The organism is Streptomyces sp. NPDC028722, assembly GCF_040637655.1.
Taxonomy (GTDB): Bacteria; Actinomycetota; Actinomycetes; order Streptomycetales; family Streptomycetaceae; genus Streptomyces.
On sequence record NZ_JBEZWU010000001.1, the window covers coordinates 454,354 to 477,000 of the forward strand.

Annotated in this window: 21 protein-coding genes, 1 tRNA gene and 1 pseudogene; 10 read left to right on the forward strand and 13 right to left on the reverse strand. The window is 73.2% G+C overall.

Features of this window, described 5'->3' with window-relative positions:
• Window positions 1–146: 146 nt before the first annotated feature.
• Window positions 147–2,192, reverse strand: coding sequence for a bifunctional glycosyltransferase 87/phosphatase PAP2 family protein (locus AB0F03_RS02040; protein ID WP_361985456.1), 2,046 nt, complete (start codon window positions 2,190–2,192; stop codon window positions 147–149).
• A 434-nt stretch (window positions 2,193–2,626) separates the two neighbouring features.
• On the opposite strand from AB0F03_RS02040, the gene proP reads away from it, so the two are divergent.
• Both proP and AB0F03_RS02050 read left to right on the forward strand, forming a co-directional pair.
• A complete protein-coding gene (proP, locus tag AB0F03_RS02045; protein WP_361985819.1) occupies window positions 2,627–3,979 on the forward strand; it encodes a glycine betaine/L-proline transporter ProP in 1,353 nt (450 codons plus the stop codon).
• A 246-nt stretch (window positions 3,980–4,225) separates the two neighbouring features.
• A complete protein-coding gene (locus tag AB0F03_RS02050; protein ID WP_361985459.1) occupies window positions 4,226–4,897 on the forward strand; it encodes an O-methyltransferase in 672 nt (223 codons plus the stop codon).
• A gap of 30 nt (window positions 4,898–4,927) precedes the next feature.
• On the opposite strand, the gene AB0F03_RS02055 is transcribed toward AB0F03_RS02050, so the two are convergent.
• From AB0F03_RS02055 to AB0F03_RS02065, 3 genes are all read right to left on the reverse strand, one after another.
• Window positions 4,928–5,320 carry a hypothetical protein gene (locus AB0F03_RS02055; protein ID WP_361985462.1) on the reverse strand — a complete coding sequence of 131 codons (393 nt, stop codon included), beginning with the start codon at window positions 5,318–5,320 and terminating at the stop codon, window positions 4,928–4,930.
• Between the two features lie 257 nt (window positions 5,321–5,577).
• On the reverse strand, window positions 5,578–6,072 hold the full coding sequence (locus AB0F03_RS02060; RefSeq protein ID WP_361985822.1) for a hypothetical protein: 495 nt from the start codon (window positions 6,070–6,072) through the stop codon (window positions 5,578–5,580).
• Between the two features lie 257 nt (window positions 6,073–6,329).
• Complete coding sequence (locus AB0F03_RS02065) at window positions 6,330–6,998, reverse strand: hypothetical protein (RefSeq protein ID WP_361985465.1); 669 nt, start codon at window positions 6,996–6,998, stop codon at window positions 6,330–6,332.
• 137 nt (window positions 6,999–7,135) lie between these two features.
• Here AB0F03_RS02065 and AB0F03_RS02070 point away from each other — a divergent pair, with 137 nt between their 5' ends.
• A complete protein-coding gene (locus tag AB0F03_RS02070) occupies window positions 7,136–7,660 on the forward strand; it encodes a GNAT family N-acetyltransferase (protein ID WP_361985468.1) in 525 nt (174 codons plus the stop codon).
• On the opposite strand, the gene AB0F03_RS02075 is transcribed toward AB0F03_RS02070, so the two are convergent.
• Window positions 7,638–9,683, reverse strand: coding sequence for an MDR family MFS transporter (locus AB0F03_RS02075; RefSeq protein WP_361985471.1), 2,046 nt, complete (start codon window positions 9,681–9,683; stop codon window positions 7,638–7,640). The two genes, AB0F03_RS02070 and AB0F03_RS02075, sit on opposite strands and share 23 nt — an antisense overlap.
• Before the next feature lie 129 nt (window positions 9,684–9,812).
• Here AB0F03_RS02075 and AB0F03_RS02080 point away from each other — a divergent pair, with 129 nt between their 5' ends.
• The gene (locus AB0F03_RS02080; protein ID WP_361985474.1) at window positions 9,813–10,910 is read left to right on the forward strand and encodes a peptidoglycan-binding domain-containing protein; all 1,098 of its coding nucleotides are present in this window, start codon (window positions 9,813–9,815) and stop codon (window positions 10,908–10,910) included.
• Window positions 10,911–11,141: 231 nt separating this feature from the next.
• On the opposite strand, the gene AB0F03_RS02085 is transcribed toward AB0F03_RS02080, so the two are convergent.
• Together AB0F03_RS02085 and AB0F03_RS02090 are read right to left on the reverse strand one after the other, a co-directional pair.
• Window positions 11,142–11,831, reverse strand: a complete 690-nt coding sequence (locus tag AB0F03_RS02085) for an HAD-IA family hydrolase (RefSeq protein ID WP_361985477.1) — start codon at window positions 11,829–11,831, stop codon at window positions 11,142–11,144.
• 171 nt (window positions 11,832–12,002) lie between these two features.
• Complete coding sequence (locus AB0F03_RS02090; protein WP_361985480.1) at window positions 12,003–12,584, reverse strand: TMEM165/GDT1 family protein; 582 nt, start codon at window positions 12,582–12,584, stop codon at window positions 12,003–12,005.
• A gap of 385 nt (window positions 12,585–12,969) precedes the next feature.
• Here AB0F03_RS02090 and AB0F03_RS02095 point away from each other — a divergent pair, with 385 nt between their 5' ends.
• Window positions 12,970–13,614 (forward strand): HNH endonuclease family protein, encoded by a 645-nt coding sequence (locus AB0F03_RS02095; protein ID WP_361985483.1) that lies wholly within the window; start codon window positions 12,970–12,972, stop codon window positions 13,612–13,614.
• Between the two features lie 79 nt (window positions 13,615–13,693).
• Here AB0F03_RS02095 and AB0F03_RS02100 read toward each other — a convergent pair whose 3' ends face one another.
• From AB0F03_RS02100 to AB0F03_RS02110, 3 genes and pseudogenes are all read right to left on the reverse strand, one after another.
• Window positions 13,694–14,308 (reverse strand): VTT domain-containing protein, encoded by a 615-nt coding sequence (locus AB0F03_RS02100; protein WP_361985825.1) that lies wholly within the window; start codon window positions 14,306–14,308, stop codon window positions 13,694–13,696.
• A gap of 130 nt (window positions 14,309–14,438) precedes the next feature.
• Window positions 14,439–14,891 carry a DoxX family protein gene (locus AB0F03_RS02105; protein ID WP_361985486.1) on the reverse strand — a complete coding sequence of 151 codons (453 nt, stop codon included), beginning with the start codon at window positions 14,889–14,891 and terminating at the stop codon, window positions 14,439–14,441.
• A gap of 241 nt (window positions 14,892–15,132) precedes the next feature.
• Window positions 15,133–15,382: pseudogene (locus tag AB0F03_RS02110) on the reverse strand (DUF2277 domain-containing protein).
• Between the two features lie 90 nt (window positions 15,383–15,472).
• Here AB0F03_RS02110 and AB0F03_RS02115 point away from each other — a divergent pair.
• Window positions 15,473–16,372, forward strand: coding sequence for a 2-dehydropantoate 2-reductase (locus AB0F03_RS02115; RefSeq protein WP_361985489.1), 900 nt, complete (start codon window positions 15,473–15,475; stop codon window positions 16,370–16,372).
• Window positions 16,373–16,456: 84 nt separating this feature from the next.
• Complete coding sequence (locus tag AB0F03_RS02120; protein WP_361985492.1) at window positions 16,457–16,801, forward strand: hypothetical protein; 345 nt, start codon at window positions 16,457–16,459, stop codon at window positions 16,799–16,801.
• Window positions 16,802–16,861: 60 nt separating this feature from the next.
• Here the strand turns inward: AB0F03_RS02120 and AB0F03_RS02125 are convergent.
• Window positions 16,862–16,933 (reverse strand) — tRNA-Val (locus AB0F03_RS02125).
• A 212-nt stretch (window positions 16,934–17,145) separates the two neighbouring features.
• Between AB0F03_RS02125 and AB0F03_RS02130 the strand changes: the two genes are divergently transcribed.
• The 3 genes from AB0F03_RS02130 (at window position 17,146) to AB0F03_RS02140 (ending at window position 20,069) form a co-directional block, all read left to right on the forward strand.
• Complete coding sequence (locus tag AB0F03_RS02130; RefSeq protein WP_361985495.1) at window positions 17,146–17,916, forward strand: DUF4097 family beta strand repeat-containing protein; 771 nt, start codon at window positions 17,146–17,148, stop codon at window positions 17,914–17,916.
• 188 nt (window positions 17,917–18,104) lie between these two features.
• Window positions 18,105–19,397 (forward strand): hypothetical protein, encoded by a 1,293-nt coding sequence (locus AB0F03_RS02135; RefSeq protein WP_361985498.1) that lies wholly within the window; start codon window positions 18,105–18,107, stop codon window positions 19,395–19,397.
• A gap of 87 nt (window positions 19,398–19,484) precedes the next feature.
• Window positions 19,485–20,069: a DUF4383 domain-containing protein gene (locus AB0F03_RS02140; protein WP_361985501.1), complete on the forward strand. Its 585-nt coding sequence runs from the start codon at window positions 19,485–19,487 to the stop codon at window positions 20,067–20,069.
• On the opposite strand, the gene AB0F03_RS02145 is transcribed toward AB0F03_RS02140, so the two are convergent.
• Complete coding sequence (locus AB0F03_RS02145) at window positions 20,057–21,160, reverse strand: amidase domain-containing protein (protein ID WP_361985828.1); 1,104 nt, start codon at window positions 21,158–21,160, stop codon at window positions 20,057–20,059. The genes AB0F03_RS02140 and AB0F03_RS02145 overlap by 13 nt on opposite strands.
• Window positions 21,161–21,348: 188 nt before the next feature.
• Window positions 21,349–22,641 carry a hypothetical protein gene (locus AB0F03_RS02150; RefSeq protein ID WP_361985505.1) on the reverse strand — a complete coding sequence of 431 codons (1,293 nt, stop codon included), beginning with the start codon at window positions 22,639–22,641 and terminating at the stop codon, window positions 21,349–21,351.
• Window positions 22,642–22,647: the final 6 nt, after the last annotated feature.

The window sequence follows — 22,647 nt, forward strand, 5'->3', positions numbered from 1 at the left end:
CGGTGCCGGCGGACGTCCAGGAGAGGAACGTGGTGAGCGGTGGGTCACCCGGCTGCGGGGTATCGATGTGGGCCCTGTCCGGTCTCCGCTCGGGCAGCTCGTGGTTCCTGCACCGGCCCCATCCGTGACGGTGCCGGCCGGCGGACTCAGTTCCGGCGTCCAGGTGCGCGGGCGGCACTCGTGTGTGACGCCGGGGACGCGTGCACAGCCCGCTCCGCGGCTACGGCAGGTGCGCGTGCGCCCAGGAGGAGACGGTCCAGTCCGAACCCCGCGCCCACCACCACGGCGCCGCCGACCGCGTCCAGGACCCAGTGGTTGCCGGTGGCGACGATGGCCGAGACCGTGAAGAGGGGATGGAGCAGGCCCAGGGCCTTCATCCACCGCTTCGGCGCGACGACCGCGATGACGATCCCGCACCACAGGGCCCAGCCGAAGTGGAGGGACGGCATCGCGGCGTACTGGTTGGTGAGGGCGGTCAGGGTGCCGTAGTCCGGCTGGGAGAAGTCCTGCACGCCGTGGACGGTGTCGATGATGCCGAGGGACGGCATCAGGCGGGGCGGGGCGAGCGGGAAGAGCCAGAAGCCGATGAGGGCGAGGAAGGTGGCGTAGCCGAGGGAGGCGCGGGCCCAGCGGTAGTCGACCGGGCGGCGCCGGTACAGGACGCCGAGGACGGTGAGCGGGACGATGAAGTGGAAGGACTCGTAGTAGTGGTCGAAGAAGCCCCGCAGCCAGCCGGTCCTCACCACGGCGTGGTTGACGGCGTGCTCGATGTCGATGTGCAGGAAGCGCTCGGCGGCGAGGACCAGGCGGCCGTGGTGCTCGGCGGTGGCACGTCCCCCGGAGTTGGTGCCGCCGGTCGCGGCCAGCCGCACCTGCTGGTAGGCCGCGTACGTGACGCGGATGAGGAGCAGCTCCAGGAGGAGGTTGGGGCGGGTGAGGACCCGGCGGAGGGCCGGCAGCGGGCGGAAGCGGGCCGGGGACCGCGGGGCGTACTCCGCCGGGACCGGGACCTGGTAGTGCGGCGAGGTGCGGGACAGGAAGGGGACGGCCGTGGCGGCGGCGAGGGCCGCGAGCAGCGCGAGGTCGTCCCGCAGCGGGTACAGCACCGGCATGTCCGGCAGCATCATCTTCGCCGGGAGCGTGGTCACGAGGATCACCGCCACCGGCCAGACGTAGCGGTCGGAGGCCCGCCTGCCCACCCGGCCGACCACCGCGAGCAGCACCCACAGCAGCTGGTGCTGCCAGCTGGTGGGGGACACGGCGACCGCGGCGCAGCCGGTGACCGCCACGGCGAGCAGGAGCTGGCCGTCGTGGGCGTAGCGGACGGCGCGGCGCAGGGCGAGGCCAGCGACGGCGGCGCCGAGCAGCAGGAAGAGGGCGATCTCCAGGGGGCCGGTGAGGCCGAGGCGGAGCAGGGCGCCGTGCAGGGACTGGTTGGCGAGACCGTCGGCCTTGCCGCCGAGCCCCACGCCGGCCATGTGGTGCACCCAGTAGGTGGCGGAGTCGCGCGGCAGCGCCGCCCAGGCCAGCGCTGTGCACGCGGCGAAGGTGGCGGCCGTGCTGCGGGCGGCCCGGCGGCGGCCGGTGAACCACAGCAGCGGGGCGAAGAGCAGCACGGTCGGCTGGAGGGCGGCGGCCAGGCCCAGGCACAGGCCGCTCGCGCGCTGCCCGCGGACGGTGAAGCAGCCGAGCAGGACGAGCAGCACCGGGATGATGCTGGTCTGGCCCAGCCACAGGGCGCTGCGGACCGGCAGCGACACCATGAGGAGGCTGATGGCGACCGGGGCGGCCAGCAGCGAGGTGCGCCGGCTGACCGGCTGGGGCAGCGCGCGGGCGGCCACCGGACCGAGGGCGACGACCAGCAGCAGGGTGCCGAAGGTCCAGCCCCAGCCGAGGGCTGCTTCCGCCGACCGCGTGAGGGGCTTGAGGACGAGGCCGCCGAAGGGGGTGCCGGTGAACCGCGCCGAGTCGTAGATCGAGCCCTTCACGTGCAGGACCCCCTGGGGGCCGACCCAGGTCTCCAGGTCGGTGAGCCGTTCGCCGCTCGGGGTGGTCAGGACGACGGTCATCTGCCGTACGGCGAGGACCGCCGCGATCGCCCACAGGGCGAGCCGGGCGGCGCGCAGCCGCGTTCCGGCCGCCGCCCCCGCGAAGGCATCCGTCGGTCGCCCGCTGTGCCGCACGTTCGCCACGCCTCGTCGGCCTCCCGCCCCGTCGCCGTCCCGGGCGCGTCCTGCGCGCCGGGCGCCCTCCAAGCCTTTCAGGAGGCTTTCGACCCCGTGGAGGGGGACGCGGGAAACCTCCCCTTCACCTGACGGCGATCCGCCTTTGTCCAGAAGACGGCAGTCCGGACGGCAGTCGGTGACCCTCGGTTGCGTGCCGAGGAGGCGACAAGGATCACATCGATCAAGCGGAATGGCACGTGATGAGGGGGCAGGAGTACCTGCGTATCCGCCTTTTAACTGCATGGTGCATCGACCCGCACACGGTACGTAAGGGGCAGACATGCCTCTATGGTCGTTTTTCGGCCCGTCGTACGTCAGCGACGCCGTCCGGGTCCGTCCCCGTCCCCGTCGAAAGGTAGGCGAGCTCCGTCTTGGCGACCGTCTCAGCCGTCACCCCGCCCCTGAAGGCACGACGGGCCACCACGGCCCGCGACGCCGGCGATGTCACCGTCACCGACCCCGCGCTCGTCAAGCGCGCCGTGAAGGCGGCGGCGCTCGGCAACGCGATGGAATGGTTCGACTTCGGTGTCTACAGCTACATCGCGGTCACCCTGGGCAAGGTCTTCTTCCCGTCCGGCAACCCGACCGCGCAGCTGCTGTCGACCTTCGGCGCCTTCGCGGCGGCCTTCCTGGTCCGGCCGCTCGGCGGCATGGTCTTCGGCCCGCTGGGCGACCGCGTCGGCCGGCAGAAGGTCCTCGCCGTCACCATGATCATGATGGCCGCGGGCACGTTCGCGATCGGCCTGATCCCGTCGTACGCCACGATCGGCGTCGGGGCGCCGCTCCTGCTGCTGGCCGCGCGGCTCGTGCAGGGCTTCTCCACCGGCGGTGAGTACGCGGGTGCCACCACGTTCATCGCCGAGTACGCCCCGGACAAGAAGCGCGGCTTCCTCGGCAGCTGGCTGGAGTTCGGCACGCTCGCCGGCTACATCGGCGGCGCGGGCCTGGTCACCCTGATGACGGCCCTGCTCTCCTCCGACGACCTCACCTCCTGGGGCTGGCGGATCCCGTTCCTGATCGCGGGCCCCATGGGCATCATCGGCCTGTACCTGCGGATGCGCCTGGAAGAGACCCCGGCGTTCGCCGCCGAGGTCGAGAAGGCGGAGGCCGCCCGGCCGAAGGTGCCGCTGCGCGAGATGGTCGCGGGCCAGTGGAAGGCGCTGCTGCTGTGCATGGGCCTGGTCCTGGTCTTCAACGTCACCGACTACATGCTGCTGTCGTACATGCCGAGCTACCTCACCAGTGAGCTGAAGTACGACGAGACGCACGGCCTGCTGGTCGTGCTCGGCGTGATGGCCCTGATGATGATCGTCCAGCCGTTCGCGGGCGCCCTGACCGACCGCGTCGGCCGCCGGCCGGTGATCGCGGCGGGCTGCGCGGGCTTCCTGCTCCTGTCCGTCCCCGCGCTGCTGCTGATCCGCCAGGGCAGCCTGGTCGCCGTCGCGCTCGGCATGGGCGCGCTGGGTCTGCTGCTGGTCTGCTTCACGGCCGCCATGCCGGCCGCGCTGCCCGCGCTGTTCCCGACCCGGGTGCGCTACGGCTCCCTGTCGATCGGGTTCAACGTGTCCGTGTCCCTGTTCGGCGGGACGACCCCGCTCGTCGTGACCGCGCTGATCGGGATGACCGGGAACATGATGATGCCCGCGTACTACATGATGGCCGCCGCCGTCGTGGGCGGGTTCGCGGTGTGGCGGATGTCCGAGTCCGCGGGCCGGCCGCTGCCGGGGTCCGCGCCGGCGGTGGAGGAGCGGTGACCGTCCGCACGTAGCGGGTGAGTGCCGGGGAGCTGCGGTCGCGCGCCGGGTCCGGCTCCGTCGTGGCCCGTCGCGTCGTTCCCCGCGTCCCTTCGCGGGTGCGGGGTTCCCCGTATCTCTTCGAGGCGCGCGGAGCCCCGTGCCCCTTCGGGGGTGCGGGCTTCTGTGCTGGGATCATCTGGGTGGGCGGGGGCGGGCAGTCCGGGGAAGACTCGGGAACGACACTCGGGAAAGGCACCAGGCGCTATGAGCGGGTCGCAACTGTGGGACGACGTCGACGACTACTTCATCAACCGGCTCTCGCCGGACGACGAGGCACTGCGGGCGGCCCTGCGGGAGAGTGAGGCCGCGGGGCTGCCGCAGATCGGCGTGACAGCCGCGCAGGGCAAGCTCCTGCACCTGCTCGCCCGGCTCCAGAACGCCCGCAACATCCTGGAGATCGGCACGCTCGGCGGCTACAGCACGATCTGGCTGGCCCGCGCCCTGCCCGAGGACGGCAGGCTGGTGTCGCTGGAGTACAACGCCAAGCACGCCGAGGTGGCGGGCCGGAACATCGCCCGCGCGGGCCTGGAGCGGATCGCACAGGTGCGGGTGGGTCCGGCGCTGGAGTCGCTGCCCGCGCTCGCCGACGAGAACCCGGCCCCCTTCGACCTGGTGTTCATCGACGCCGACAAGGCCAACAACGGGCACTACGTGGAGTGGGCGCTGCGCCTCACCCGCGCGGGCAGCCTGATCGTCGTGGACAACGTGGTGCGTGGCGGCCGGGTGGCCGACGCGAACAGCACCGAGCCGGACGTGGTGGGCACGCGCGCGGCGATCGAGCTGATCGCCACGCACCCGAGACTGAGCGGTACGGCGATCCAGACCGTCGGCAGCAAGGGCTACGACGGTTTCGCGCTGGCCCACGTGCTGGCCTGACCGCCGGGACGCGACGCGCCGGCACCTGCCTCAGGGCTCGTGGTAGAAGCCCACGTTCACGGTGCGCGGTGCGGTGCGGTCCTGGATGACGATCTCGCCGGAGCCGCCGTACGGCAGCACCACGGTCGCGCCGTAGCCGACGGGCTGGGCGTACTCCCCGACGGTGACCCGGACCTCGGACGCCGGGTCGGGCTGTGAGCCGCGCAGCCAGGTCACCTGCCAGACACCCTCGGGGCCGCACAGGAACTCCAGGTGCACCCGGGAGACGAACAGCCAGTCCTCGGGGGTGCCCAGCCGGCACACGGTCCCGTCGCGGCCGACCCGCAGCACGGCACCGGGCTCGCTGGGCGCTTCGGCCATCGTCATGCCGGCCGTGGCGCCCGCGTCCTCCCCGGAGACGGTGGCCATGGTGAGTTCGAGCACGAGCGTTCCCCCTGAAACGTCCTGGCGCGGTGGGCGGATCGCCGTACCGCCGCCGCATGATAAAACGCCCGGCGGGGTCCCGTCCGGCACAATGGGTTCATGACCGAGCGAAAGCCACCGGTCGTCCCCATGAACGTAGTGGAGGGGGGATGCCGGCCGCCGCCCGGTCCGCCGCCGGGCCGCGAGCCGTACGGCGTCGAGCGGGTGGCACGCGAACGGCGGCAGCGCAGGGCTGCCGCCGGGGGGAAGGACCGGAGTCAGCCGCGCAGCAGGCGTTCGGCCAGTTCCCGGTAGTCGCGCAGGGCGAGCCGCAGCTGCTCGGTGTCGCCGCCCGCCCCGGGCCCGCGGTCCTCGCCGCCCTCCCAGGAGGTGCGCAGGGTGCGGCGGCGCTTCGTCACCGCCTCGGTGAACCGGGCGGCGATCTCCTCCAGCGCCCGGTCGGCCTCCTCGACGGCCGCCTTCGGCTCGTCCACGAACCCGGCGACCACCTCCCGCATCCGCTGTTCCCACCGGTCCGCCTCGTCGTGCGGGAACAGTGGCGCGTCCGCGCCGGTGCCGGACCCGTCCGGCGCGCCCAACGTCCTGTCCGTGCCGGTGCCGCCGGTGCCGGGTGTCTCCGGGCCCAGGTCCTCCGTACCGGGACGCAGGCCCTCGGTGCCGTGCCCCGGCACGGAGGCCGGGGAGGCGGCGAGTCCGGCCGTGTCCGGTGCCGGCCGCGCCGTGCTCCGCGGGGTGCTGTCGTCGGCCGTCAGCCCTTCCCGGCCGGGGCCGGCCGAGCCGGGGAGCCGGCCGCCCGTGTGCTCGTCCGGGGCGGGTTCGCCGGGGAGCCGCTCCTGCGGCAGGGCCTCCCTCGGTGTGCGGTGGCCCGGTGCCGCGTCCCCGGGGGCCCACTCGTCGTTGTCGTCGTGCGCCTGCTCGCCGGCCGGCACCCCCGCGTCCGCCGGGGTGCGGGTGAAACGCCGGTCGTCGTCCGTGCCGCTCGTACCGCTCGTCCTGTCCGGCATGCTGTTCAGCTCTCCTTCGGTCGGCTCCGGTGGAGCACCGGGGTGTGGGACCGGGCGTGGGAATGGGTGCCGGTCGTCCCGGGGCGGTCCGTATCGGCGGAGGCGCGGTGCCGACCGGGTTCCGTGCTCGTCAGGTCGTCGAAGAGGGCGCGGGCACCCAGCAGCGCCGACCGCAGTTCCTCGGTCCCGGCGCCGGACTCGGCCGCGCCGGTGCCGGTGCGGGCGGCCAGGTGCACCCGGCGGTAGCCGTCGACGTGCTCGGGGTGGTGCACGGACAGCGCGTCGAGCTGCTCCTCGTACCGCTCACCGGCGGGGTAGCCACGCACCGCGGCGAGTTCCGAGAGCAGGCGGTCGGCGTCGGCCACCGCCTCGCGCGGGGAGTCGACGAAACGCTCCTGGACGGCCGCCCAGCGCTCCGTCCAGCGCTGCCGCTCGGCGGAGTCCAGCGACAGCTCCCGCAGCGCGCCGTGGCGTTCGAGGCGCCCGGTCAGTTCCCGTTCGGCTGCCTTGTGGTCCCCGTCGTGCAGGGCCACGGTCCGCTCGTACTCGGGCCCGAAGCGCCGCTTGAGGCTGGGCCCGCCTTGCCGTCCGCGGCCGCGCGCGATCAGGGCCAGCGCCCCGACGACCACGACCGCCACGATCACGGCCAACGCGATGATCATGCCAGTGGACATGGTTGCCTTCCGTCGGACCGGCCCCGCTGGCCGGTTCATCCTTCGTGTGACCCGGAACCCGGGCCACAAACGGCCTCCGCACGCCGTCGCGCACATCCGGTTGCCGAGGGCGACGGGCCCCTGCCGACAATGGCGGCATGACATGGACGATCACTCCGGAGCCGTACGACTCCCCGGCCGCCGCCGCCCTGTGGCGGGCGTACTACACGGAGGTCAGCGACCGCTGGTACCTGCTGCACGAAGGACACCGCACCCACCCGGACGAGCTGGAGCGGGAGATCGCGGCCCACCCGGGTGCCGAGCTCGCCCCGCCGACGGGGCGGCTGCTCGTCGGGCGGTACGCGGGCGCACCGGCCGGGTCGGCGGGCGTACGGCTGCTGGACGCGGACACGGCCGAACTGACCCGGGTCTTCGTGCGGGAGGGGGCGCGCGGCCGGGGCGGGGCCGCGCTGCTCGTCGCCGCCGCCGAGGAGGCGGCCCGCGCCCTCGGTGCCCGGCGGATCGTCCTCGACACCCGCGGCGACCTGGTCGAGGCCCGCGCCCTGTACGCCCGGCTCGGCTACACCGAGACCGGCCCGCACAACGACGAGCCGTACGCCGAGCACTGGTTCCGCAAGGAACTGGACCCCGCCGAGCCCCTCAGCGGGCCCCGGCCTTCGTGACCGTGCCGTCGTGCGGGCGTTCGCGTGCGGCGCCGCACAGCTCGCCCGTCAGCTCCCGGACCAGCTGGGTCAGGTCGGTGGAACGGCCCGGCTGCCACCAGTCGCCGAGCAGCTCGCCCAGGGTCTCCTCGCGGGCCCGGGTGAGCCGTTCGGCGGCCTCGCGGCCCGTGCCGGTCAGCAGCAGCTCCAGGCCCCGGCGCTCGGCGAGCCGGCGCTCCTCGACCTGGCGGGCGGCGGCCATGACCGCCGCGAGCGGGACGGGGCTGCGCTCGGCGAGCACCGCCGGCTCCACGGAGCCGTACCGGCGGATGCGCAGCAGCAGCCAGCTGGCGGCGGGCAGCAGGTCGTACCCGGCCCGTGCGGTGATGTCGCGGTAGATCTCCCGGCGGCCCTCGCGGGTGCCGAGCACGGACAGGGCACGGCACACCTCGTCGTAGGAGGAACGCTCGACCGGGTTGGGCGGGATCGTCTCGGAGATGTCCGGTGCGGTGACCGAGCCGCGCAGCCGGTCCTCCTTCAGGAACCAGGCCAGCACGAAGCCGAGGGCGGCGACGGGCGCGGCGTACAGGAAGACGTCGGTGATGGCGGACGCGTACGCGTGCAGGGCCGCCGGGCGCAGCGCGGACGGCAGGGCGGCGATGCCCCGCGGGTCGGCCTCGAGCGCGTCGGGGGACGCGCCGGGCGGCAGGGGCAGCCCCCGGAAGGCGTCGGCGAGCTTGTCGCCGAGGCGGCCGGCGAAGATCGAGCCGAAGACGGCCACACCGAAGGCGGCGCCGATGGAGCGGAAGAAGGTGACGCCGGAGGTGGCGACGCCCAGGTCCTCGTAGGAGACGGCGTTCTGCACGATGAGCACGAGGACCTGCATGACCAGGCCGAGACCGAGGCCGAAGACGAACAGGCTGGCGCTCATCCCGGCGGTCCCGCTGCGTTCGTCGAGCCGGTGCAGCAGGAGCAGGCCGATGGTGGTGACGGCGGTGCCGGCGACCGGGAACACCTTCCAGCGGCCGGTGCGGCTGACGATCTGCCCGGAGACCGTGGACGACAGCAGCAGGCCGATCACCATCGGCAGCATGTGCACACCGGACAGGGTCGGGGAGACGCCGCGCACGACCTGGAGGAACGTCGGCAGGTAGGTCAGCGCGCCGAACATGGCGAAACCGACGATGAAGCTGATCAGGGCGGACAGGGTGAAGGTGCGGACGCGGAACAGGCCGAGCGGCAGGACCGGTTCGGCGGCCCGGCGCTCCACGGCGACGAACGCCACGGCCAGCAGGACGCCCAGCACCGCCAGTCCGATGATCTGCGCCGAGCCCCAGGCCCAGGTGGTGCCGCCGAGCGAGGCGACCAGGACCAGGCAGGTGGCGACGGCCGCGATCAGGAACGTGCCCAGGTAGTCGATGACGTGGCGGGCGGCCCGGTGCGGGATGCGCAGGGCGACGGCGATCACGGCGAGCGCGACGACGCCGACGGGCAGGTTGACGTAGAACACCCAGCGCCAGCTCAGGTGCTCGGTGAACAGCCCGCCGAGCAGTGGCCCGAGCACACTGGTCGCGCCGAAGACGGAACCGAACAGGCCCTGGTAGCGGCCGCGCTCCCGCGGGGGCACGATGTCGCCGACGATCGCCATGGACAGCACCAGCAGTCCGCCGCCGCCCAGGCCCTGGAGCGCCCGGAAGGCGATCAGCTGGGGCATGTCCTGTGCGGCCCCGCACAGCGCCGAGCCGATCAGGAAGATCACGATGGCCGTCTGGAAGAGCCGCTTGCGCCCGTACTGGTCGCCGAGCTTGCCCCACAGCGGGGTCGCGGCGGTCGACGCCAGCAGATAGGCGGTGACGACCCAGGACAGGTGCTCCAGGCCGCCCAGCTCACTGACGATCGTCGGCAGCGCGGTCGACACGATGGTCTGGTCGAGCGCGGCCAGCAGCAGGCCGAGCAGCAGGGCGCCGATCGGCACCAGCACACTGCCCGGTACGTGTTCGCCGCCGTGCACGTCCTTGGCCGTGCCGTGCGTGTCCAGGGCCATGGAGTCCTCCCGGGGCTCGGATGCGCCACTCCCATCGTGATCGGTGTCACCACTTATGGCCTCTTGAGTCCTGCGGACGAGGAGAGGACCCGCATACTCTCTGAAGTTCCCGAGGGGAGGACCGGACGGGTGACGGGGAAGACGGGGACAGAGGACACCAGGTGCCCGGAGTGCGGGACGCCGCGGGCACCGGACCACACACCGTCCTGCGACTGCACCGAGCGCGCCGCGGAGGCCCTGCGCGAGGCCCGCACCGCGGAGGCGGCAGCGGCGGAGGACTTCGACCCCCTGCGGATACGCCCGTACGTCGGCATGCGGGACGCGCCGGGGGAGACACCCGGCGTGCCCGCGAAGACGCCGGACGCGGCGGCGGAGCCGCCGGGTGGGCCAGCGGGTGGGCCGGCGGGGACCCCGGTCCGGCCGCCGGAGGCACCCGCGGGGCCGCCGGAGACCCCGGTCGGGCCGCCGGACGCGGCCGGAGCACCGCACTTGACGGCGGCGCCCGGCACACCCGCGCTGCCGGACCCGGAAGCGCGGACCGCCGTATCCGATCAGCCGGACCACCCGGACGCGGAGAGCGGCACGTCCACACTGCCCCACCACCCGGCGGCCGGGACCGGCCCGCGCCCCCGGCCTCCGCGCCGCTTCCGCCGTACCGTGCTGCTGGCGGCCGGGGGTGCGGGGATCGCGCTCGTCGCGGCGGCCGGTTTCGCGCTGTCCTCCTACCATGAGCCCTCGCGGGACCACACGGCCCCGGAGGTCAGGCAGAGCGTCCCGGACGCCGTCGCACCGGGCCCCACTCCGGCGTCGGCACCCCCGGCCGCGCCCCGCTCACCGGCCCCGCCCCCGCCCCGGTCCCCGTCGGCATCGGCCGACCCGAGCCCGTCCCAGGGCTCGGCGTCCCCGTCCCCGACCCCGACGCCGTCGGGCAGCGCGTCCGGCTCCGCCTCGCCCACCCCGTCCGGGACGGTCTCCGGCACCCCGCACACCACGCTCGCCGCGGCACCGGTGCTGCGGCGGGGCGACACCGGCCCGCAGGTCACGGACCTCCAGCAACGACTGCGCCGACTGAACCTCTACGGCGGCCAGGTCGACGGCGTCTTCACCCGCCCGGTGGAGGACGCCGTACGCAACTACCAGCTGGCCCGGGGCATCACGGGCGACACCCTGGGCGAGTACGGCCCGGCAACCCGGGCAAGCCTGGAATCGGAAACCTCACAGCCCTAGTCCAAGAAGCGCACCGGCTCCACACCGGCGACCCACCCGGCCCCAGGGGCGCGGGGAACGGCGCGACCAGCCCCCCACGAACCCGCACCCGGATCACCGACCGAACCATCCCCGACAACGCCCTCACCCCACCCACACCGGGCACGCACCCCCACCCCGGGGGCGCGGGGAACGGCGCGACCAGCCCCCACGAACCCGCACCCGACCAACCACCGAACCACCCCGACCCGCTCAGCCCAGGCGCAGCCGCACCGTGCCGGTGTCGCCGGAATCGCCGGAGTCACCGGAAACCTCCACCGCCACCTGCGTAAGGTCGCGGACGACGGCGTCGGGCCCGTGGACCGCGGCACGCGCCCCCACCCCCACCACCCGCATCCCCGCGGCGCGCCCCGCCGCGATACCCGCGCCGGAGTCCTCGAAGACGACGCAGTCCGCGGGGTCGACGCCCAGTTCGGCGGCGCCCTTGAGGAATCCCTCGGGGTCGGGCTTGCTCGCGCTCACGGACTCGGCGGTGACGCGGACGGCGGGCAGCGGCAGCCCGGCGGCGTTCATGCGGGCGGTGGAGAGAGCGACGTCGGCGGAGGTCACCAGGGCGTGCGGGATCCCGCGCAGGGCGGTGAGGAAGGCGCTCGCGCCGGGCACCTCGATGACGCCGTCGGTGTCGGCGGTCTCCTCGGCGAGCATGCGGGCGTTGTCGGCGAGGTTCTGCTTCCTGGGCCGGTCGGGGAGCAGGACGGCCATGGAGGCGTGTCCCTGCCGGCCGTGCACGACCTTCATCACCTCGTCGCCGTCCAGCCCGTGCCGCTCGGCCCAGCGCCGCCAGATGCGTTCGACGACGGCGTCGGAGTCGACGAGGGTGCCGTCCATGTCGAGCAGGAGGGCCCGCGCGGTGAGGACGGTGGGCGGGGCGGTGGCCGGCATCAACAGCTCCAGGAACGAAAAAGGTCCCGTGTCGGGGGGACGGCGGGAGGGACAAGGCGGCCCCGCCCGCCGGTCAGGGAAAACGGGCGGGAGCCACTTTGTTCCTCCACGGTACAAAACGCGACGGGCACCGCGCCACCACCCCCGGCGGACGTTCATCCGCCGTTCAGCTCAGCCGGCCACCGCCTCGTACAGGCTCCACACGCCGAGCGCCAGCATCAGCACCGCCGCTATCTGCGTGATCAGCCGCAGCGGTACGCGCTTCATCAGGGCCTTTCCGCCGACGATGCCGAGTCCGGCGACGGCCCACAGGCCCAGCACGGCACCGAGACCGACGGAGAGCGGGTCGTCGTAGCGGGCGGCGAGGTTGGCGGTCATGATCTGGGTGAGATCGCCGAACTCGGCGACCAGGATGAGCATGAAGCCGGTGCCGGCGACCTTCCAGAAGGACTGGTCGGCGGGCTTCCTGATCTCCTCCTCGTCCTCGCCCTTCTTCAGCAGCAGCACCGCGGCCCCGCCGAGGAAGAGGACGCCGGTGACGGCGTGCACGATCCGCTGGGGCAGCAGGGTCAGCACGCTGCCGGCCGCGACGGCGAGCACGACGTGCAGCAGGAAGGCGGCGGCGACGCCCGCGAAGACGTACGAGGCGCGGTAGCGGGTGCCGAGGACGAGGCCGGCGAGCGCGGTCTTGTCGGGCAGTTCGGCGAGGAAGATGACGCCGAAGACGAGCGCCGTCACGGTGATGCTGATCAAGGTCCCTCAATCGGTCGGGCTGCCCACCGAGAGTGCGGTACGTCTTGCGCTGACACCTCGGCACGGCAGCGCACACGGCGCCCGCGCCGGGAGGCGCGGGCGTGCACTGCTTGCCGAAGGTCTCGCTGGCGGACCTCGATGAGAATCGGTGGTCCGCCTCCGGGCGCCGGCTCAGGCTCGCTGAGCAGTATGTCGACGGTCCGGCGAAGAGCTACTCCCCTTCTGCGCCACCCATCGTACGGGATGTGAAGGTTCCGCCGTGAACCTTGTCGTGTCATGCACACGTCATTAGCTTCTTACCGAGCGCTCACCCCCCGGCAACACGGGCCCGCGAGCATTCCCTCGCCCGCACCCCAACGCCCGCACCCCACAAGGGAGTTACCCCATGCCCAAACTCTACGCGCGTCGACGGCTGAGCATACTCGCGACCCTCACCGGCCTGATAGCCTCCGTCGCCCTGGTCAACTCCCCGAGCGCCTCGGCCGCCCTCCCCACGCCGGTCAGCGCCGCGACCGCCCGCGGCTACCTCGCCCAGCTCACCGTGGCCACCGAGAACCGCACCGGCTACAGCCGCGACCTCTTCCCGCACTGGATCACCATCAGCGGCGCCTGCAACACCCGCGAGACGGTCCTCAAGCGGGACGGCACGAACGTCGTCACCGACTCCGCCTGCGCCGCCACCAGCGGCAGCTGGTACTCCCCGTACGACGGCGCCACCTGGACCGCCGCCTCGGACCTGGACATCGACCACCTCGTCCCGCTGGCCGAGGCCTGGGACTCCGGGGCGAGCAAGTGGACCACCGCCCAGCGGCAGGGCTTCGCCAACGACCTGACCCGGCCGCAGCTGATCGCCGTCACCGACAACGTCAACCAGGCCAAGGGCGACCAGGACCCGGCCACCTGGGTGCCGTCCCGCTCCGCGTACGTCTGCACCTACGTCCGCGCCTGGGTCCAGGTGAAGTACTACTACGACCTCTCGGTCGACACCGCCGAGAAGAGCGCGCTGACCAACTACCTGGCCGGCTGCTGAACCCCGCGCAGCCGGTGACCGCGGGTCCGCCGGGGCCCGCCGTGCGGTGCCCGCGTTCCCGCGGGCGCCGCGCGCCGCGTCAGGCGGCCGGCCGGCGGCGCATCAGGAAGCCCGCCGCCGCGCCCGCCCCGGCCAGCGCGGCCACGGAGACGCCCGTGGCCAGCCAGGTCGCACCCAGCCACTGGGCGCCGTAGTAACCCAGGGCGACGCTGTACGCGGCCCAGGACAGGCCGGCCAGCGCCGACCAGGGCAGGAAGTCGCGGGCGCGGCGGTGGGCGGCGCCCGCGCAGAAGGAGACGACCGAGCGGCCGGCGGGGGCGAAGCGGGCGAGGACGACCAGCGCGCCGCCGCCCCGGGCGAGGGCGTCGCCGAGACGTTCCTGCGCGGTGGTCAGTCGCCGGGAGCGGGCTATCGCGCGGTCCAGGCGGGCACCGCCCCGCCACGCCAGCCGGTAGGCCACCAGGTCACCGAGGACCGAGGCGGTGGCCGCGGAGACGATCAGGGCCAGGATGTCCGGCACCTCGTGCGGGACCCCGCCCGCCGCGGCGCCCGACCCCGCTGCCGCCGCCGTGCCGGCCGTGATGACGAGCACCCCGCTCGGCAGGACCGGCAGGAACACGTCGAACAGCACCGACAGGGCCACCACGGCATAGATCCATGGACCGGCCGCCAGCGACCCCACGCTTTCGAACACCACGACTCCCGACACTCCCCCGTTGACAGCCATACAGCGTACGCCGGGGGTGTGGCGGGAGGTTTCGCGGGGTTTCCGCAGGGTCGGATCGGCGGATCAGGCCGCCGGCGGGGTCTGTCGGATGGCGGGGTCAGACCGCCAGCGGGGCCTGTTCGGCGGCGGGCTCGGCGGCCGCCGCCGTGCGCCGGGCGAGGAGCCGGTCGAGGCCGAAGGCGCCGGAACCGGTGAAGACCAGCAGGAGGAACGCCCAGCAGAACAGCACCGACGGCTCGCCGCCGTTCTGGATGGGCCACAGGGCGGCCTGCTGGTGGACGTCGAAGTAGGCGTACGCCATCGAGCCGGAGGCGATCAGGGCGGCCCCGCGGGTGCCGAGGCCCAACAGCACCAGGCCGCCGGCGACCAGCTGGATCACGGCCGCGTACCAGCCGGGCCAGGTGCCGGCGTCGAGCGTGCCGCCGGTTCCCGCGGCGCCGCCGAGGACGCCGAACAGGGACGCGGCGCCGTGCACGGCGAAGAGCAGGCCGATGACTATGCGGAAGAGCCCGAGGACGTAGGGCTGAGCGGAGTTGAGGCGTGCGGACATGGGGGGACTTCTCCTCTTCGGTGTCGGTCGGACCGGCCGGGGACGTGGCCGGCCGTGGGGCGGCGGAACCGAACGAGAAGTCAGGTTAGGGCAACCTAATCAATACTTGCAAGTTCAACATCCAACCCCGGGGGGTTCCCCGTGCACCGCTCTCGGGGCATGACGAAACCGCGGGACGGCGCACCCTCGACCGGACCGCCCTCGTCCGGTCCGCCGTTCCGCCGGGCCCGGGGCCGGCCGGCTACCCCCGAGCCGCCCGGTCCGGTTCCGCCCGCGCGGCGCCCGCGCCCCGGACCTCCAGCCCGTCGAGCAGCTCCGCCGTGGCCCGGGCCACGGCGTCCACCGCCCGGTCGAACACCTCGCGGTTGTGTGCGGCGGGGGCCCGGAACCCGGACACCTTCCGCACGTACTGCAACGCGGCGGCGCATGTCCTCATCGGTGGCCTCGCCCGGCAGCGCGGGCGGACGCAGCGTCTTGATGCTCCGGCACATGCCCTCAGTCTGGCGCGCCCCGGCCGCCCCTGCGATGATCACCGCGAAGGCGGCCACCGACCCGGGGCCGACCATCGGAAGGACAACTCCATGACGCACCCGTTCACCGTGGCCGTACTCGGCCCCGGCGGCACCGGCGGCCTCCTCGCCGCCCTCCTGTCCCGCGCCGGCCACCGCGTCGTCTGCGTGGCCCGCGACGACACGGCCGGCGCCCTGCGCCGTACCGGCATCACGGTCCGCAGCCCGCAGTTCGGCGAGTTCACCGCCCCCGTCGAGGCGGACACCGAGCTGCGCGGACCGGTGGACGCCTGTCTGATCGCCGTCAAGCACACCGCGCTCGACGCGGCCCTCACCCGTGTCCCGCCCGCCGCCCTCGGTGACGCGCTCGTCGTACCGCTGCTGAACGGCGTCGAGCACCCGGCGGTCCTCCGCGCCCGCTACCGCCCCGACCGGGTCGCCCCGGCCGTGATCCGCGTGGAGTCCACCCGGCTCGCCCCGGGCATGATCGAACACGGCAGCTCTTTCACGGAGCTGGACCTGGCCGGGGGCGCCGTACCCCGCGCCCGTCTCGACGCCCTCGCCGCACATCTGCGTGCCGCCGGTACGACCGTCCGCGTGACCGGGGACGAGACGGCGGCCCTGTGGGCCAAGATGACCTTCCTCGCCCCGTTCGCCCTGCTCACCACCCGGTACGGCCGCCCGCTCGGCGAGATCCGCGGCCATCACCGGGAGGAGCTGGAGGCGCTGGTCGCCGAGACCGCCGCGGTCAGCCGGGCCTGTGGCGGGCCGGCCGATCCGGCCGGGGCCATGGCCCGGTACGACGCCTTCCCGCCGGCCGCCCGGTCGTCCATGCAGCGCGACGCCGAGGCCGGCCGGCCGCTCGAACTGGACGCCGTCGGCGGGGCCCTGCTCCGCGCGGCCGGCCGGCACGGCGTACCGGTGCCGGTGACGGCGCGGCTGGTGCGGGAGCTGCGCGCCGCCGGGCACTGAGCTCGGTCACCCGTTCGGATGAACAGCGTCCGCTTTCACCGCGTGGACTCGCCCCGCAAATTCGAACAGGCGTAGCATTACCGCGTGGCTACGACCTATGACTTCCCCAGTGACCTCCTCGCCGGCCAGGAGGAGCTGCATCAGGTCAGGGCCGAGCTGTCGGCCCTGCTCAGGCGGCTTCCCTGGTCGGTCGAGCCGATGGACGGCTTCAGCGACGACAACGGCTGGCGCAAGGCGGAGCGGCCCGCGTCCCCCGGCTGGACCGACGACGAGCAGGCCGAGGTGGAGAAGCTGCGGCGCCGCGAACACGAACTCGCGGTCTTCGTCAGCACCCACCGGTTCTGGACCGAGGTCGCGGCGGCCGACCGCGTCGAGGCGCGCACCCGGCTGAAGCACGTCCACGGGGAGACGGCGGAGGGCGGGAGGTAGCGGGCGGGGCGCCGCTGAAGCACGACGGCCCCCCGGAGACTTCTCCGGGGGGCCGGCCGGTGGGCGCGGACGGTTTCGAACCGCCGACATCCTGCTTGTAAGGCAGGCGCTCTACCCCTGAGCTACGCACCCGGGACAGGCCGACAGCCTACATTGCCCGGCGGGCTGCGCCGCAAACCGTTCGTCCCGCCACCCGGGGCGAGGGCGGCGCGACAGGGGGGTTGTCCCCACCCCGGGTCCGGGTGTCCGCCGGAGCGTCAGGCGGGCGCCCGCCGCCTAGAGTCGCCGGAGACCGACGTACTCCGGCCCCCGGTCCGGCGGGCCGGCCCAGGGGGGAAGATCCGATGGCCCGTTCCGTCTTTGTCCGTACCGCCGGTGCGGCCGTCCTCACCGGCGCGCTCCTCGCGGGGGTCAGCGCCTGCGGCGCCTCCGCCGCCGACGACGAGCATCCGGACCACCGGTCCTTCGCCCTGCACGGCCGCACCCTCACGATCGACTCCGACGACTCCGCCCTGGAGATCGAGGCCACGGACGGACAGCGGGCCGGGACCGTCGCCGTGACCCGCTGGTTCGACGGGTCCGTGGTGGGCGGCAGCGGCCCCACGGTGCGGTGGTCCATGTCCGGCGACCGGCTCGTCCTGCGCGTGCACTGCTCCGGGATCGTCACCGACTGCTCGGCCCGGCACCGGATCGAGGTGCCCCGCGGGGTCGGGGTGCACGTCGTGAACGAGGACGGGGCCGTGCGGGCCTCCGGGTTCCGGGACCCGCTCAGCGTCCGCGTCAGCGACGGCGCCGTGCACGTCACCGGCTCCAGCGGGCCGCTGGACCTGCGGGCCGACGACGGCTCGGTGCGCGCGGAGGTCTCCTCGCGCCGGGTGAGGGCCGCCACGGAGGACGGCCCGGTGGACGTACGGCTGTCCGGCGCGCCCGACCTCGTGGACGTCCACAGCGACGACGGCTCGGTGACGGTCACCGTGCCCGAGGGCGCCTACCGGGTGTCGGCCGGCGCCGACGACGGGACGGTGTCCGTGTCCGTGCCCCGCGACGACAGCAGCCCGCACCGGGTGTCGGCGCACGCACAGGACGGCGAAGTCACGGTGCGTACGGCGAACTGACCGGCCCGTGTGTTCGTCTTCGACGGGTGGGAGAATGACACCACCCAGCGCGGACCACAGCACGGGAGAGGGATGTGACGGCGACACCGGGCACGCCAGCGACGCGGCCGTACCCGCCGCCGCCTCCCGCACGGGCCCGGCGCGGGTCCGCCCCGCGGCGGGGCGCCCTGCGGGACACCCTCACCCTGATGGGCCTGCCCGTGCTGGCCGCGCTCGTGCTGCCCGCCGCGTTCGCCGGCGGCGGCACCCGCCGCTGGTTCGGCGGGCGGGCGGAGAGCCAGCGGGCCGACGCGCAGGCCGCCAAGGACGCCGCGGCGGCGGCGTTCTACGAACTCGACACCGCTCAGCGGGATCTGCGGATCTCGGTGGAGACCATCACGGCGGTGGACGACTCCCCCGCCGCCCGGCGGGCCGTGTCCGACTTCGAGGCGCTCGGGCGCCGGATCGACGAGGCCAGCGGACAGTACATCCAGGCCGTCGACGCCCACGACCTGGACCACGACGGCCTGGAGGCCGCCGCGGCCGCCCGGGCGCGGGCCGAGCTGACCGCGGCCCGGGACGAGCTGGTGCGGGTCCGCCAGGACCTGGAGCGGTTCGGTGCCTCGCTGGGGCCGCTGCTGGGGAGCGCGGAGACCGCGCTGGCCCGGCTGGCACCGGCCGTGGAGCGGGCCAGGCAGTCACTGCTGGCCGCGAGCAACGCCCTGGACGCCGTACGGCAGCGGGGGCTGCGCGCGGACGAGCTGGCCGCGCGGCTGGCGGCCCTGTCGCCGGAGCTGACCCGGCTGAACCAGGGTGCCGGGCACCACGGTGTGGCGCCCACGCTGGAGCGCGCCGAGCGGGTGCAGCGGGAGGCCGGGGCGATCCGGGCGGAGGCGGAACGGCTGCCGGAGAAGGCAGCCGAGATCGACCACCGGCTGGTCAGTCTGCGCACCAGGGCGCAGGCGCTGACCACGCGTGCCGGGCAGGTGGAGCCGGTGCTGAGCGAGCTGCGGCGGCGGTTCGCCGCCGCCTGCTGGCAGGATCTCCAGCACGTGCCCGACCAGGCCGCGGAGAACGTACGGCAGGCCGAGCTGAAGCTCCGCGAGGCGCAGGCGGCGCGGGACGCCCAGCGATGGCCGGACGCCACCTCGCTGCTGTCGACCGTACGGGCCCTGCTGAACACCACGGACGACGCGGTCTCGGCCGCCGGGGACCGGCTGACCAGGCTGAACGCGGTGCAGAAGGATCCGCATCAGGAGATCGAGCGGACCCGGTTCGCCCTCCGGGACGCCCAGCGGCTTGCCATGACGGGCCGTACGACCCCCGATCCGCGGGACGCCCGGCCGCTGGACGACGCGGTGGCCCGGCTGGAGCGGGCGATCGGCACCCTGGAGGGGCGGCACCCGGACTACTGGCACTTCCTGACCGAGACGGACGCGGTGCGGCAGGCGGCGGCCCGGGTGGTGTCGCGGATCCGCGAGGAGCGCGGCACCGGTCACTGAGCTGCCGCGCCGTGTTGCCGAGGGGGGCGGGGCGGGCGGATATTGAAGTGGACGGATGGCCTCCGCTAGCACCCGAGGGAGCCGGACATGGCCGCACACGCTGTGCACACGAGGAAAGCCGACGAGCGCCCGCGGATGCGGCTGGACGACCACCTGCCCGTCGATCACCGCCTCAACCGGGTCTACCGGATCGGTGCGGGCCTGATCGGCGCCTTCCTGACCGTCTTCGGCATCCTCGGCCTGATCGACCACATCGGCTACTTCAACACCGGTGGCAACACGGTCGTCGGGCTGAACACCAACGGGTCGCTCAGTGTGCTGTCGATCTGCATCGGCGCGATCCTGCTGGTCGGCATGGTGATCGGCGGAAACGTCGCCTCGACCCTGAACATGGTCCTCGGCGTGCTGTTCCTGCTGAACGGCTTCCTGTTCCTCGGCCTGCTGGACACCGACAGCAACTTCCTGGCCTTCAAGATCCAGAACGTGTTCTTCAGCTTCATCGTGGGCCTGCTGCTGATGACCTTCGGCATGTACGGCCGGGTCGGACACGCCCTGCCGTACGACAACCCGTACTGGCGGGCCCGCCACCCCGCCCCCTCCCCGCAGGAACAGCGGGACGGGCCGGAGCGGCGGGACCAGCGGCGGGACCAGCAGCGGGGTCAGGTGCGGTAGGCGTAGAACGCCGCGCTCGGGTACGAGGCGACGAGGCTGGCCACCGACCTGTTGTAGGTGTTGGTCGAGTGATAGCTCACGTACGGCACGCCCCGGCGGTCCCGGTACGTGACGATCATGGAGTGGTCCTTCGACCCGTCCCGGTTGAAGTCCATCTGGAGCACGTCACCGACGTCCAGCTGATAGACGTTGGCCAGGCTGGTGACCCGCTTGGACGACAGCGCGAACCAGGAGAACTCGTTGACCCCGACGAAGGAGTCCGACTGGATGTCGGAGTTGCCGAACCACTTGTGGAAGTCGTTCGTGTAGCCGGGGACGTGCTTCCAGCCGCCCGCCTTCAGGGACTGGCTGACGAAGTTCGTGCAGTCGCCGCCCGCCCCCTGCCCGTTGAAGTCCGGGTAGGCCGGGTTGTACGTGTTCCAGTACTTGGCCGCGTACGCCGCCATGGCCCGGTAGTCGTAGCCGGACGCGGAGAAGTTCTTCGCGTTGGCCGGCGCGGGCCAGGTGGTGGCCGAGCGGACCGCGCTGGGCGGACCGTCGTCCTCACCGGCGGTCTTCACCTTGGCGACGGCCGGCTTGGCGACCTGGTTCACCGCGAGATAGCCGTCGTCCGTGTCACGGATGCCGGTCAGCTGCCAGTTCCCGTGCCGGTCGGCCGTGAAGGTCAGCTCGTGGTGCGCCTGGAAGCCGGTGGACTTCGGGCCCTTGGTGGTGGCCTTGTCGTAGGACAGCGTCGTGTTCTCGGTGACGTCGACCTTCGCGTGCCGGCCCGTGACCCGGGTCGCGTCCAGCGTGACCTTGGTGTTCCCCCCGCCGTACGTCTCGCCCAGCCGGGCCAGCCGGCTGCGGCGGTCACGCAGCTCGCCCAGTGCGGACGTCTGCTCACGGGTCTGCCCGCCGGACAGGCGCACCGACCCCGAGAAGCCGGACGTGTGCCGGGTACCGGCCTTGCCGGCACCCTCTACGAGCGCCTGCGTGCGGTCGGTGAAGACCGCGTCGGCCAGCCGCTGGAAGGTCGCCTTGGTGGCCGCGTCCACGGTCGGATCGTCGGTCACCGCCGCACCCGCGCTCCAGTTGGGCACCAGGGCCACACCGGCGACCACCGAGGCGGCGGCCGCGGTGACTATGGCCGTGCGGCTCCGCTTACGGCTCAGTCTTCTTGATTTCAATGATGTTTCCCCTCTACGCCGGTACACCTACCGGGAGAGGGGCATCTTCGCACGGCGTGTGCGGCGGTTGTGAAGGGGGTTGCACAAGTGGAACCGGCGTCACACACCGGTCACTTGACGACCGCGGACCAGTCCGGCGACTGGGCGGGGTCGAGGCTGCGCAGGGCGGCCAGGGTCTGCGGCTTCTGTACGTCGAGCCAGTCGGACAGCTCCTTGAAGGACACGCACTTCACGCCCTTCTTGGTGCAGACGTTCTTGACCACCTGGTCGATGGACCGCATGTAGATGCCGCCGTTCCAGTCCTCGAAGTGGTTGCCGATGAACAGCGGCGCCCGGCTGCCGTAGTACACGCGGTTGAAGCCGGCCATGTAGGAGTCGACGGTCTGCTGCTCCCAGTCGGGGTACTTGGCCGGGTCGCCCTTGGTCTCGCCGGCGGACTGGTTGTAGAGGAAGTTGAAGTCCATGGACAGGCCCTGGTACTTGCCGTTCTCGTACGGCAGCATCTGGAGCGGGAAGTCCCAGACGCCGTTCTTCTTCGACGGCCATATCTGGAAGTCGCCCGGCGAACTGGCGTCGTAGCGCCAGCCGTAGCTCTTGATGGCCTTCAGCAGGTTCTTCTGGCCCTCCAGACAGGGCGCCCGGCCGCCGGTGACCTCCTGTTTGAAGTCGAACGGCAGCGCGGGTACGTCCCTGAAGCCGGTGTTGGTCTTCCAGTGCTCCACGAACGAGAAGAACTGGTCGATCTCGCTCTTCCACTCCCGCACGCTCCAGTCACCGCCGCCCTTGGCCTCGCAGAAGTGACCGTTGAAGTGCGTGCCGATCTCGTCGCCGTCCTTGTACGCCTCGCCCAGCTGCTCCAGCGTGGTGCGGATGTGGTCGTCGGTGGCGTAGTCGATCGCGGCGTCGCCGGGCGAGTGCATGGGGCCGTGGTAGAGCGACTTCTTGCTCTTGGGCAGCAGGTAGATGCCGGTGAGGAAGAACGTCATGTGGGCGTCGTACTGCTCGGCCAGCTCCCGGTAGTGCGAGAACAGGTGGTCGCTGCCCTCCAGCGCGCCGTCCCAGGAGAACACCACGAACTGCGGCGGCTTCTCCCCCGGCTTGAGCGGCACCGGCTTCAACTGCCCCTTCTGCGGGCCCGTGTACGAGGTCGAGCCGTCGCCGAGGATCCTGGTCCTGCCGTCCCACCTCGGGCTCGGCGTGGCCTTCGGGGCGGCCGGCTTCCGGTCCGCGGAGGCGGTCGGCGTGGTGCTGTCCGAGCGGGACAGCACCAGGAAACCGGCCACCAGCGACGCCACGACGAGGAGCGCCGCCAGGGCGGTCAGCAGCTGGGGCCGGGTGGGGCGGGGTGCACCGCGGCGACGGGGGGCGCGACGGCGGCCTGACGACGACATCTTGCGGGGCATACGCGG